This window comes from Altibacter sp. HG106, assembly GCF_028561755.1.
Taxonomy (GTDB): domain Bacteria; phylum Bacteroidota; class Bacteroidia; order Flavobacteriales; family Flavobacteriaceae; genus DFVG01.
The window spans coordinates 130,701-144,301 of the sequence record NZ_JAQQTD010000002.1 but is presented as its reverse complement, the minus strand read 5'-3'; the positions used below and the strand labels follow the sequence as shown (position 1 = coordinate 144,301).

At 40.0% G+C, this 13,601-nt stretch carries 13 protein-coding genes; all 13 read right to left on the bottom strand.

The genetic code is table 11. From position 1 onward, the window contains the following. Positions 1–14 precede the first annotated feature (14 nt). Positions 15–725, bottom strand: coding sequence for a PepSY domain-containing protein (locus tag PO830_RS03445; RefSeq protein WP_272852145.1), 711 nt, complete (start codon positions 723–725; stop codon positions 15–17). Then, positions 725–3,241: a heavy metal translocating P-type ATPase gene (locus tag PO830_RS03440; protein ID WP_272852144.1), complete on the bottom strand. Its 2,517-nt coding sequence runs from the start codon at positions 3,239–3,241 to the stop codon at positions 725–727. The genes PO830_RS03445 and PO830_RS03440 overlap by 1 nt, the downstream gene beginning before the upstream one ends. Before the next feature lies 1 nt (position 3,242). Continuing rightward, positions 3,243–4,469: a permease gene (locus PO830_RS03435; RefSeq protein WP_272852143.1), complete on the bottom strand. Its 1,227-nt coding sequence runs from the start codon at positions 4,467–4,469 to the stop codon at positions 3,243–3,245. A gap of 85 nt (positions 4,470–4,554) precedes the next feature. Further along, positions 4,555–5,133 carry a DUF2911 domain-containing protein gene (locus tag PO830_RS03430; protein ID WP_272852142.1) on the bottom strand — a complete coding sequence of 193 codons (579 nt, stop codon included), beginning with the start codon at positions 5,131–5,133 and terminating at the stop codon, positions 4,555–4,557. A 6-nt stretch (positions 5,134–5,139) separates the two neighbouring features. Further along, positions 5,140–5,616 (bottom strand): YybH family protein, encoded by a 477-nt coding sequence (locus PO830_RS03425; RefSeq protein ID WP_121848298.1) that lies wholly within the window; start codon positions 5,614–5,616, stop codon positions 5,140–5,142. A gap of 18 nt (positions 5,617–5,634) precedes the next feature. After that, positions 5,635–6,183, bottom strand: a complete 549-nt coding sequence (locus PO830_RS03420) for an ion channel (RefSeq protein ID WP_272852141.1) — start codon at positions 6,181–6,183, stop codon at positions 5,635–5,637. A 2-nt stretch (positions 6,184–6,185) separates the two neighbouring features. Then, positions 6,186–7,685 carry an FMN-binding glutamate synthase family protein gene (locus tag PO830_RS03415; RefSeq protein ID WP_272852140.1) on the bottom strand — a complete coding sequence of 500 codons (1,500 nt, stop codon included), beginning with the start codon at positions 7,683–7,685 and terminating at the stop codon, positions 6,186–6,188. A 9-nt stretch (positions 7,686–7,694) separates the two neighbouring features. After that, positions 7,695–8,342, bottom strand: a complete 648-nt coding sequence (locus PO830_RS03410; protein ID WP_272852139.1) for a DUF2231 domain-containing protein — start codon at positions 8,340–8,342, stop codon at positions 7,695–7,697. A 644-nt stretch (positions 8,343–8,986) separates the two neighbouring features. After that, positions 8,987–9,541, bottom strand: coding sequence for a DUF3347 domain-containing protein (locus PO830_RS03405; protein ID WP_272852138.1), 555 nt, complete (start codon positions 9,539–9,541; stop codon positions 8,987–8,989). Positions 9,542–9,561: 20 nt separating this feature from the next. Continuing rightward, positions 9,562–10,014 carry a heme-binding domain-containing protein gene (locus tag PO830_RS03400; RefSeq protein ID WP_272852137.1) on the bottom strand — a complete coding sequence of 151 codons (453 nt, stop codon included), beginning with the start codon at positions 10,012–10,014 and terminating at the stop codon, positions 9,562–9,564. Then, positions 10,015–10,632: a DUF3347 domain-containing protein gene (locus tag PO830_RS03395; protein ID WP_272852136.1), complete on the bottom strand. Its 618-nt coding sequence runs from the start codon at positions 10,630–10,632 to the stop codon at positions 10,015–10,017. Between the two features lie 17 nt (positions 10,633–10,649). Beyond that, a complete protein-coding gene (locus tag PO830_RS03390; protein ID WP_272852135.1) occupies positions 10,650–11,186 on the bottom strand; it encodes a DUF3347 domain-containing protein in 537 nt (178 codons plus the stop codon). Positions 11,187–11,210: 24 nt separating this feature from the next. Then, on the bottom strand, positions 11,211–13,586 hold the full coding sequence (locus tag PO830_RS03385) for a multicopper oxidase domain-containing protein (RefSeq protein ID WP_272852134.1): 2,376 nt from the start codon (positions 13,584–13,586) through the stop codon (positions 11,211–11,213). Positions 13,587–13,601: the final 15 nt, after the last annotated feature.

Here is a 13,601-nt window from a genome sequence, read left to right as displayed (position 1 = left end):
GATTTTAATGTTACTTATTTACTTTTGTTTTTAATTAATTTTCTAAGAGTTGGTGATGAAATATACCAAAGCAAAAAGCCACTCAATACCGTTATCAAGCCTAAGAGCGAAAAGGCTCTTAAAACAATGGTGTTGAAGTTATCCCTCGTGTCATAATCCATTGTGTGGGTCATCCACAGAAAGTCGAACCAGCGCCAATCTCTATGCCGCACCGTTTGAAACGCCCCATTTTCGACAGCCACATAAGCCTTTAGATTTTGTGGTGTTTCATACGAAATCTCATAAGCCGGTAGGGGGCGTCCTCGATATTCGTGGTGGTCTCCGACTTCTTCTATTCTTTTTATTGCGGCTATTTTAAGCTCTGGAAGTATATATCTTTGTGCTACCTCTTGCGCTTCTTCTTTAGTGATACCTTCCTTTTCCTCTCCTGTTTTGGCATTATAAAGCTTTGCTTCGTTTATCCAATAGTAAGGTTCTTCTGCTATTTCCAATAATTCCAGCGATTGGATGGGTTGCTTACTATCTAATTGGCCTGTACCCAATAAATCTGAAAAAGCCGTCTGTTTTGGCTCCTCGTTTTTGAACTGGTCGCCGTGTATTTCATCGATATCCGTCCAGCTAAAATACATCCCGCTAATCGTCCACATCAGGAACTGAATACCCAGGAAGATACCCAAGTAGCGGTGGGCTTTTCGAATCCATTTTGCTGTTTTTCTGTTGACCATTAGCTATCGATTTTTTTGGTACGTAATCGTAAGGCATTTGCAATAACCGATACGGAACTAAAACTCATTGCCAAAGCTGCAATCATAGGTGATAATAACAAACCGAAAAACGGAAATAGCACTCCAGCCGCAATGGGCACACCTAAGGTATTATAGATGAAAGCGAAAAAGAGATTCTGCTTGATATTTCGCATAACCATATGGCTTAAATTTTTAGCTTTTACGATACCGTGCAAATCACCTTTTACCAAGGTTATCATCGCACTTTCTATGGCTACATCGGTACCTGTCCCCATAGCGATTCCCACATTACTTTTTGCCAGTGCCGGTGCATCATTTATGCCATCACCTGCCATTGCGACCACCTTCCCTTCATTCTGCAGTTTTTCAACTTCCTGCAACTTATTTTCAGGTAACATACTTGCTTTAAAGTCAGCAAGGTTTAGCTCTGATGCTACGGCCTGTGCCGTATCGTGGTTATCGCCCGTGAGCATTATCACGGCAATCCCCTTGTCCTGTAATTCCTTTATGGCCTTGGCGCTTGTTTTCTTGATTTTGTCGCCTATCACGACATAGCCTGAAACCTTACCATCAATAGCTAAATACGAAACGGTTTTCCCTTGTTTTTGAAAGGATTTTGCTTCATCTTGCATAGCAGATGAAATAGTAGCCTTGGCATATTCCATCATCCTATCGTTTCCTAAATCGAGCTTCTTGCCATCAACAGTACCTTCTACGCCTTTTCCCGTTACTGCGCTGAAGTTTTCGGTTTTTGATATTTCGACATTCTGCTGCTTTCCGTATTTCACGGTAGCTTCAGCCAATGGATGCTCGCTGGAACTGTTTAGAGATGCGATAAGATGTAGAATTTCGCTTTCGCGAAAGCGTTTATCATCAAAAGAACCTACCTTCTCCACCGTGGGTTTTCCCTCGGTAATCGTTCCAGTCTTATCTACGATAAGGGTATCTACCTTGTCCATTTTTTCAAGGGATTCAGCATTCTTGATAAGTACGCCATTCTGCGCCCCCTTACCTACACCGACCATAATGGACATAGGTGTGGCCAACCCCAAGGCACAGGGGCAGGCGATTATCAGTACGGCAATTGCATTCACAAACCCATAGACATAAGCGGGTTCCAGACCCCAGATTGCCCAAACGATAAAGGTTGTGACCGCAATAAATATGACTACTGGCACAAAATAGCCTGAAACCGTATCTGCAAGCTTTTGGATGGGTGCACGACTGCGACTGGCATCGTTTACCATTTTGATGATTTGGGATAGTAATGTGTCGCTACCTACTTTTTCGGCCTCCATCAAGAACGACTGGTTGCCGTTTATGGTACCGCTACTTACTTTATCATCGACAGATTTATTCACGGGAATAGGTTCCCCTGTAATCATCGATTCATCTACGGTGGTTTTGCCTTCGGTAATTTTGCCATCAACAGGAATTTTATCGCCTGGTTTCACTCGTAATATATCTCCTTTCTCTATCTGGTCGATGGAAACTTCCTCTTCATTTCCATCTACAACTTTAATAGCTCTATTGGGGGCCAGCTTCAATAATTCTTTTACTGCGCTATTGGTCTTGCTATGCGCACGGGCCTCGAGTACCTGTCCGAGTAGCACTAGCGTTAAAATAACTGTGGTCGCCTCAAAATAAACGAATACAGTTCCTGATTCGGTTAAAAAGTCTTGGGGGAAAAGCTGCGGAAACAGCATCCCAAAAACACTAAAAACCCAAGCCACTCCGGTACCTATGCCAATGAGCGTAAACATATTTAGATTCCAGGTGACGATACTGCGATACGCACGTTCAAAAAACATCCACGTGGCATAGAAAACAACGGGAAGGGAAAGCACGAACTGGATCCAGTTCCAGTATTTTATATCAAGTACAGTTTCCAGGGGGTTATTAGTCAGCATTTCTGACATTGCAATCACAAAGATGGGCAAGGTGAAGGCAACCGCTATCCAAAACTTTTTGAGCAGTTTTTTATAGGTTTTTTCCTCTGCGGATAGGTCGGGTTCCATCGGTACCAAGTCCATTCCACAGATGGGGCAGCTTCCCGGCTCGTCCTTTACGATTTCAGGATGCATTGGGCAGGTCCACTGTTCAGAAGTAGTTGTAGTCAACTTTTGCTCTTCGACCAAGTCCATTCCGCAGACTGGGCAATCGCCCGGCTTTTCATAGGTTTTATCGCCCTCACAGTGCATCGGGCAGTAGAACGTTCCGGTTCCCTTGCCTTTTGGTTTTTGCTTTTTCGCGGAAGCGAAATCATCCTCGTGATGATGTTCGCCCGGTTTGTGAATGCTATACGAACCACCATCTTGCTTTAGAGCTTCCTGAAACGTTTCGATAGGAATGTGCGATTCCATTTCGATGGTGGCTTCGGCTTTTTCCAAATCGACCGACGCTTGGGTCACACCCTTTACTTTAGAAAGGGTGTTCTCGACGTGGGTTCTGCAACCGTTGCACGTCATTCCGTGTATGTGGTATGTGTGTTTCATTTTAATTCACTAAAAATTTTACAATAAGTCCCCCAGCGAGCCATATATAACAGATGAAGGCTGCATATTTTAAAACACTTTCCAACAATGGACTCTTGGGTGCCATCTCGCTCATTGAATGTTCTACATCTTTTTTTTTGAAAAAACCCAGATAAACGAGATAGGCCGAAATGATGAGAAAAGCAACGTTCAAGAAAAAGGTATAATCAATCTTAAAATGTTCCTTATCCTGAATCTTGACCTGCGAAGGGTCGGGCAATATTCCCAGCAAATCGAAACCATAATGTAAGGTCAAAGAGGTGCCAATCAATGCCGTGAAAAGTAAGAATAGAATAAAGAGTGACATTTTCCAACCATAATACTTTGCATTGATTCTCAGTACTGGAAAAACCACCAAATCACTAAAAATAAAGGCCATTACGCCCGCAAAACTTACGCCTTTGCCGAATAGTAATGCTGCCAATGGGATGTTACCCATTGAACCGATAAAAGTCAAAAATGCGGCGACCGGCCCAACAACGATATGTTCCAAAATTTCGAGAAATGTGAAATCTGTATTACCCTGACCGCTATTGATGAATAAGGTCTGAAAGAACGAATCTGGCACAAAAGCCGCTGTAATACCCGCAACGGTAAAACCTACGGTTACATCCTTCCAGACCATTTGCCATTCCATCTTATATTTTTTGGCAATGCGCGCCCAACTGTCTTCGTTAGCTATTTGTTTCTTCCAATCTTTGGAACCGTCCATCTCATCATCATCTTCATTTTCGAGATTCTTACGGGCTTTTTCGATGAGTTTTTTAGGATTGATGAGTCGTATCAGAATCCACGAAATACCAATCAAGAGAATACCACCTACATATTCGCCCACCACAAACTGCCATCCTAAGAATATGGAAATGATAATCCCCAATTCTATGACGAGATTGGTCGATGCCAACAAAAAGGCAATGGAAGACACAAAACTTGCCCCTTTCTTAAAAATGGATTTTGTACCTGCCAGAGCAGAAAAACTGCACGAGCTACTTATAAAACCGAAAAACGTGCCCAACAGCACACTTTTGCCTTCGTTTTCGCCCATTGTTTTTTGCATCCGTTTTTCTGTCACGAAAATCTGTATCATACTACTGATGATATAACCCAAAATGAATGCCCAAAGCGCCATCCAGAAAAATCCGGTGGTCGTATAGGCGGCCTCGCCCCATTGTTTTAAAAATTCGTTCACGGTTTAAACTGTATTAGTTTTTATTCTTTGATGATTCACGTTTTTTTATTTTTTTTATCATCGTACCCTTGTTGACCCTATCTTGTTATTTTACTTTGAATGGAATTACTACTTTAACTTTTTCCCAAGCTAATGTTATCTCACCTTCAGTATCACTAATTTTCTTGATATTATATTCTAAGTGTTCCTTTAGGCTATCCGCAATAATCGGTTTCACCTTAAACCGCAACACATCATCTTTTTGGTCATATTCATCCTTTCCGTGCTGGTTCCAATTGGAATTTAAAATGATGGTCCATTCTTCTTTTGAAGGAATGGTAAAAAATCCATATTTACCTGCTTTTAGTTCCTTACCATCTATTTCTAAATTCGTATCCGTCTCTATCCACGTGGCCATATGTGCCCCAGCTTGCCAGACTTGGTCATACGCCAGCAAACCACCAAAAATCATCCTGTCCCTAACCCCTGGCGATGAATAATCAATATGGATGTGCGCATTACCAATGGTCGCCATTGCAGAGGTGTGAGGGCTTAACACTTTTTTTGGCGGTTGGTCTGTGGTTGCTTCTTTTGACAGTTCTGGCAATGGCTCGGTTTTCTTCTTTTTACAACTGGTAATAAGAAGAAGACCGAACACTATACTAATTGAAATATATCTACTCATCGGTTGTTACTTAGTATTTCTTGAAGATGAATGGGTTTTTATTATTTTCCATTTTCCATCTATTTTTTTAAGGATTGAGGTTGCTACCCCTTTTTTCTTTATGGTCCGGCTATTTCCCTTGTCGTCCGGATTGAGGACAATGGTATATACGTATGTTTCGGTAGTAAAGGCATAGGGTACATCTACCTTTACATCGATTTCATAATCTGAAAATTCAAATTTTTCAAAGTGACCCAATTCCGGTCCTAAATGATGTTCTATATAGTGGCTGTACGTACCCTCGACGCCTCCCGATTCAAAAACCTCGGAATCCTCGGTAAATAATTCGAAAGTACCATCGGTCGTTAGGTTTTGTAGGGCATCCTTATAGCTTTTCATTACTGTAAGCACTGCTTCTTTTTCTGTTTTTGCATCTTGTCCAAATAGTGGACTTGTCGCTATTATGAGCAACATTACCACCGTAGTTAATTTTAGTGTTTTCATACTTTTAGTTTTTAAAGGTTATTTATTTACTCGAATTCTATTCACATTTGCGATACCAAAGACCAGGACGAAAAACCGCAGTGCCACTTCAAGCGCCACCAGGATTTTCGCGGGTAAGGAAATTGGGACTATATCACCATATCCTACTGATGAGAATGTTATCAAACTAAAATAGGATAAATCAAAAAATACCGACAGTCCATCATTGCCAATACTGTTGTTCATTTTAAAATGAATAGCATCCACAAACTGTAACGCCGTGTAATCTATTGCAAACGATAAAACTATCAACACAATCAGATATCCGAACAAGACCAGTACGTGGCTCAATAGATGGCTCTGACCAATTATCTTCATTAGTTGGTTAAAGGACAAGGCTATAATGAATCCTATCTTTAGTAATGTTAAGGCCAGAAGGATGATTATAGCATAAGACCCTTTCATAGTAGGTAGCGCATACAGTTCGATTACTGAAGCAATAAGCAGCACCAATAAAACATACTTTGAGCTATTGAAAAGCTGCCCATAAAACGCCCTTGTGGTTTCTATGTCTTTTTCTTTATCCATTCTTATTTGTTATCTGTAAAAATCTCATCATACGTCTTTGTATCATTCTCATTGATTCTTCTTATTATATACTTTTTGTCGATATCCCTTCTATTATCAATTCCCATTGATTTAAGCAACTCCTTAAAAGCTTCCATAGTGTTTTTATGGTAGTTGGCTACTTTGGTCTTTTTATCTTCTACTACCAATGATGCTACCCTTGAAGGTTCCATTGTGGTGATTCCCGTAGGGCAGGTATCCAGATTGCATTTTAAGGATTGTACGCAGCCCAAGGCAAACATCATCCCTCTGGCACTATAGCAAGCATCGGCACCAAGTGCCAACATTCTATAGATATCAAAAGCTGAAATTATTTTTCCTGCCGCCATTACTTTTATTTCATCTCGCAATCCATACTTTTTAAGAATGCCGTTTGCAAAATGTACGGCTTCAATTATTGGCATTCCAGCCCAATGTAGCGATTCCATATGTGCAGCACCGGAACCACCTTCTGCGCCGTCAATGGCTACAAAATCTGGATAGTTTTGCTTTTCAGCAAAAGTGCGAACCATTCGTTCGAATTCGTCTTTCTGTCCGATGCACATTTTAATCCCTATGGGTTTTCCTCCAGACAGCTTTCTTAAATTTTGTACAAAGGCAATCATTTCCAAATCAGTACTAAATTCAGCGTGAGTTGGTGGCGATAGAATTTCGGTTCCTTTTTCTACGTCCCTGTACTTTGCGATTTCCTCGGTATTTTTTTTGGCAGGAAGAATGGCACCAAAACCGGGTTTTGCACCTTGTGAGACTTTTATCTCAATCATTTTGACCACCACATTGGATGCGATTTCCGCAAATTTTTTAGGGTCAAAATTTCCTTCTGCATCTCGGCATCCAAAATATCCAGTGCCAAATTGAAAAATAACATCGGCTCCATATTCCTGATGGTAGGGCGTAAATCCACCTTCGCCAGTATTTTGGGCAAAGCCTGCGATTTTTGCACCGCCATTAAAAGCAAGGGTCGCATTTTTGCTTATGGAACCATAGCTCATCCCTGCCAGATTTAGGATGCTTGCCGAATAGTGTTTTGAGCATTTTGAACTCCCTATGGTAACCCTAAAATCATCTTTGATTTCTTTTGCAGGATACGTGGAATGGGTAAACCATTCGCGACCAACTTCGTCATACGGAATCTGCGTTCCAAAGGGTTGGTTTTTGACCGCGTCCTCGGCACGTTTATAAACGATTTCTTTCTGTATCCAATTGAAAGGTTTTCCCTCTGTTCTGTTCAACAATACAGTTTCTTGAATGACGTGACGTTGTTTTTCCAATAGATTGGTAATTCTTCCCAGCAAAGGATAGGTGCGTCTTATATTATTGGATTTTTGAAAACAATCTATTAAACCCAAAACGAGGATTGGAAGTAGTATCAAAGCCAACCACCACAAAAGTGGGTATAGAATGATTATGGCAGCTAATGCCAAAATCAAGATGATGCTCGTGATAATAAATCCTTTTCTCATTGGTTTAGTTTAATGTGAATGTTCGTCACTTTCGCCTTTTCCTTCTTTATTTTCAGTCTCGATATATTTTCCTTGTGGCCCAACTCCTTCTATATATACCAGCTGCGAACCAAAATGTCCCGCTTCAGAAACCGAATATGCCGAAAATGCCATAACCAAAAAAACCGCTATTTCGAAGCCGCACTTTAATCTGACCCGGAACAGACTTACTATTTTTAAAATCGCAGCAAGAGCGCTGGACCACAGTGTCCATTCCGCATATTTATCGTGTTGGTCTAATATGCTTTGGGCTATTTCGGTCAATTCTGCAGTATGTGGATGCACCAAAGTGCTGGCTACATATGCGCCTATAAACCCTGAGCCTACCATTAAGAGTATAACCCAATCCATTGTTCGATTCAATGTAAAAAGCTGTATGAGCTGCAAGAGTACTGCAATAATGAGCAGTACGATAGGAAAATGCACCACCATAGGGTGCAGGTTGGGAAACGCATCAAAATCTGCTTTTACGTCATCCGATTGTGCAATTGATGTTATGTTAGTCGATAATTCAATTTTATCTGAATCGTTTCGTTTTTCATTTAGGGCAAAAACATTGGTGAAACTGCCTGAAAAGGCAATGACCAAAATAATTGAAAAGATTTTTATTGTTTTCATTTCTTACGGTTATTAATTTTTACCTGATAATTGCAACACCAATGCTCCTATAACTATGACAGCAATAATAGTATACACTATATAGTTAGTCCATTTCTTTAATGGACTTTTATTTTGCGCTTTGCCATTATTTGTATTACAGCAATCCTTCATTAACTTTATATATTTTCAGCTTGAGATTATGAAACTGAAATTATTAGATTATACTTGAAGATGAGAGGCGAACTGGTATTAACCAATAAACCAATCTGAAATGCTCACCTCCCAAAATCAAGTAATCTTCACTAAACTTCTCTTTTTCAATAATTCTCCATTTTGCCCGGAAAGGGAAGAGCTTCCTCATCACTAATTGATGCATCGTCTCTTCCATATTCGAGCTACTATTAACCAAATCAACTTTTCTTTTTCAATAAATTTATTGTGCCTAATTAAGAGAAAAGGCCTTAGAACCAACCAGAAATACGTGCCTTCTCTCTTATTAGGACTTAAGTTTTTGCCTGACTTGGGAAGGAACTTACACTAACCATCAATTATTTTCTTCCCACGACAGGACTTATAAACTATTCTAGATTCTCCAAAAACTCTATAACTATCTGTTAACTAATAAACCAGAACAAGAAAAGGACTTCTTGGATAGGGATAATCTATTGAATAGTCTTTTGTACTTTGCCACACTTAAGCATCTTGCTCCCGTAATACGGATTCCTCACTTCATCCTTTTGGCTCAACCACGCGCTACCTTTATCGTACATCGGGCAAAATTGTTGGTACAATGTATTTTTTGTTCCAGTAATGGCCACCATATCCGTGATATCCTTGCTTAACGTTTTAAAATGTTCGCGTTGGTGGTCTATGGCGCTTTCGGCAATATGCTCGGTGTGTTCGGTGGCATCTTCTATAATATCTGCCAGCTCGCTTTGTTGTTCTTTTGTATAGTGACTGCTGTCAAATGCTTTTAAGGAAGCCACTAATGTAGTGCCTAATTGTGCCGCTTTTTTGGTATCATCAGCCACCAAGGCATCTTTTAGGTTGAAATAGTCATTTAAAATCACTTCTGCCTTTGCATCCGTCTTGGTATCCATCATTTTACTATGGTCCATTTTCATATTGCTGTGGTCCATTTTATCTTTTTCCTGTGCATAAGCAAAAGAAACCGTTAATAATAGCATTGCTGCTATACTCATTTTTATCTTTTTCATAATTTTAATTTTTAGGTTATTTATAAACTGTCTTTTAATTGTGTTACCCAATTGATGATTTCTTCCGTTTCTTCTTTCGAGAACTTGGCGTCTCTATGAATTAAGGTGTATGAATCCAAGGGCATCTCACCACTTTCAATTTGCTTGATGATAGACCTTAATTTACTTGTCTTTCTGCGACTTGACAATGAATCCCATTCGTTGAAATTTAGCTCTGCCTTACCTTCTTTAATGTGGTCTTCCAAGAACCAAGCAACTGGCTGAACTCGATTATACCAAGGATATTGGGTGTTGTTACTGTGACAATCATAGCAGGAAACCTGTATCTTTTTCTGAATAGCCTCCGGAACCTTATGCACCAACATAAAATCTGTTTGGGGCACGGTATCGCTTTGATTACGTGTTGTAGGAATAAACTGAATTACCACAAACACCACCAAAATAATTCCCGCTATGATTTTTACAATCTTCATTTAGTTGATTTCTTTCTGGACTTTACCGCAGGTTAACATTTTACTACCATAATACGGATTCTTCACGTCCTTGCTCGTGCTCAACCAAGCGCTACCGCCATCATACATTGGGCAAAACTGTTGGTATAAGGTGTTTTCTGTTCCCGTAATAGCAACCATATCTGTTACATCCTTGCTCAATACTTTAAAGTGCTCTCGCTGGTGTGCTATATCGCTTTCTGAAATGTGCTCTGCGTGTTCTACCGCATCCTCAACGATGTCCTTTAAATCTGATTGCTGTGTATCGGTGTATTCTGAAATATCCAACTTTCCTAAGGTTGTTGCGAGGCTTGCCCCAAGTTCTTTGGCTTTGGCATTATCATCTGCCACCAAAGCGTCCTTAAGTTTAAAATAGTCGGTCAAAATAGCTTCTGCTTTTGCGTCTTGACCATTGTTCATTGCCATTTCATCATCTTCATTCATTGGTTTATCATCCATCATATCATCCATCGATTCTTGATGCATCTCATTGCTCATAGGCGCTGCGGGTTCGTTTTTGTTTCCGTCTTTGCAGGCAGTAGCACTTAATAGAACTAATGCCAGTCCGGCAATCATTACATTTTGTTTCATAATTTTCATAATTATATATTTAAGGGTTATTTATTAATGGTTTTCTTGACCGACCCGCACTTCAGCATTTTCTCTCCGAAATAGGGATTGGTAATTTCTTTTACCGCTGCATACCAATAGGCTCCTTCATTGTTAAATGCCATTGGGCAGTATTTTTTGTATATGGTTCCTTCAGATAAGGCATCTTCAAACATAGGCCCCGCCTTTTCCGTGAACTGTGCAAAAAGTTCCCTTACCTCTTCTATATCTTGAGCATCTGCCATTTGTTGTGCGAGCTGTTTCATCTCCATTCGTTCTTCACCAAATGATGCGGCCATATCCTTGCTAATGGATTTTGCTTGGCTCTCATCGTTTTTTGCCAGAGCCATCTTGATTTCAAGGTAATTGTGCCACACCTTCCCGGTCATCCCGTCTATAAAGCCTTGGTCTGCCACATCTGCAGTGTTTTCCTTTGCGGTCTTTACCTCTTCAGGTGTGTTAATCTCTACAGTTTGTTTTTCCTTGCAGCTAATAAACGCTATAAGTGCAAAAGCTGCGATTGTTGTTTTCATTAGTGTTTTCATTTGTATATAGTATTTGATTAAACATTAAAAACGGGCTAAAAGACCACCACCCCAGCCATATCGGTTGTTATAGTTTGCTTGTATTGAAAAATTTCTTGATAGGATGTAGGAAAGTCCAACCAACCATTGGGTTTCACTCTCATAAGAGCTATTCCCTATATCATTTACCCATCCAAAGTCTGCCCTATATTCATATTCGCCTTCCAGAAAAATTCTTGGAAAAATCAAGATTTCCCTGTCCAGACGAATTCTTGGGCGCAGTTGATGGTCCATACTCACATCTACATAAAATCTATATGGCGTAAAGTACTTTACACCGACCAATCCTACAGTATTGAACTCATCGAAGGAATTAGGTATTTCTGTTTCTGTATTTACCCCTACATAGAGACGCAACCAATCATTTAGATATCTATCATAGTTCACTTCGGCCTCAAGGTTCTTGTCATAGTCGAACTCTGCCCTTAAACCAAATCCATTTCTGATATTGCTTGACATCAAAAAGAGTTCGTTAAAATTTGAGCCTGCACGCAACAATCCCCAAGAATAGTAATGGTCTGTCTCATTGATAAGCTTTTGAACTGGATAATCTTTCATTCTTTCGTCCCTTGGGGTATCGTAACTAAACACACGCGCCATACCACCCATCATATGGTATAGTACGTGGCAATGAAAGAACCAATCTCCATATTCTTCGTTATAGAATTCTATGACCACTTTCTGCATTGGCGGTACGTTTACCGTATGCTTTAATGGGGAACGTTCACCATTTTCGTTGATGACCCTAAAGTAATGGCCGTGCAAGTGCATTGGGTGGTGCATCATTGTGAGGTTATTAAGTGTAATTCTGGTTACTTCACCTCCTTTTATATTTATCTTGTCGGTTTCTGATAATGGCACACCATTCATACTCCATACATACCGTTCCATATTTCCTGTTAGATTCAATAGTAGTTCGTTTACTGGTAAATCATCTTTAAATGCAGTATTTTCTTTTGCTTTTAAAAAATCATAGTTGAAATAGGTTTTACGGGTTTCGTAATCAAATGAGGAAGTATCCTTTTGCATCTTTGACATATCGTGCTGCATATGGTCACTCATTTTGTCTGAATCCCCTGCTTGGTTCATTTGCATTTTGTCCTTTTTCATTCCCATCGTATCATCCATCTTCATATCCATCTGGTCATTCATTTTGCCATCTTTCATCGACATCTTATCGCGCATCACCATTTTCATCTGACCGTCTTTCATATCCATCTTCATTCCATAATTCTCCTTCAGATATTCTGGTGTTTTCTTCTTTTTGTTGCCCACCATCGCAGGCGCGCCCATTTTCATATCCATTTTAGCCATTTGCTTCATCATCTCCACTTTATCAGGTCTGTCAATTCTTTTAGCTGGATAGAGTGTGCCGCTACCTAATTGTATAGAGGTATAACCAGAGCCATCTTGTGCCGTAGCGGTAATCTCTATAGTACCTTCGGGAATGGTAACGATAACATCATACGTCTCAGCTATACCAAAGAGAAATCTGCTTTTAGAAACGGGTTGCACATCAACTCCGTCACTGGCAACCAACAAAGGGTTACCACCACCGAAATCTACCCAGTAGTAAGTAGAAGCCGAGGCATTGATGAAGCGAAGTCTTACCTTTTCTCCCGGTTTAAATTCTGGATATTCTGCCAGTGATTTACCATTGCTCAAAAATGCGGGATAATAAATGTCTGCTATATCTGCACCTTCCATTCTATCTCTCCAGAACTTAAATTGTGCTCCCAAGGCACCTTCTTTTATGACTCTACTTAACGGTACTGCCGTTCCTTTTTTAACTTGATACCACTCGTTACGTCTTTTAAGGTTTCGCAATACATTCATTGGATCTTCGTTGGTCCAATCTGACAGCACCACTACTAAATCTTTGTCATAATCCAATGTTTTTTCTTTTGGTTGAATAACTATTGAACCGTAAACACCGCTTTGCTCTTGTAGCATCGTATGGGAATGGTACCAATAGGTTCCTGATTGATTAATAGGGATTCTATATTGAAATGTTGTACCTGGTTTTATTGGTGGTGTCGTTAAATACGGAACACCATCGTAAAAGTTGGGAAGTATCAACCCGTGCCAGTGCACTGAGGTTTCTTCATCCATTTTATTGGTTACATTGATAATGGCAAGGTCGCCTTCGTTAAATTCCAAAACCGGTCCAGGAATACCACCATTGATGGTCATTCCCTTAGCGGTTACACCAGCGAGCGTCATTTCATTTTCTTCAATCGTAAGATTGTATTCCTTAACTGGTCTTCCTTCTTCTTTTCTATCTTGTCCGTTTGTGCCTACTTGTGCATTACCCATATATGTTATGAGCAGCGCAAATACTATTGTTATCTTTCTAATCATAATTTGCATTTTTAA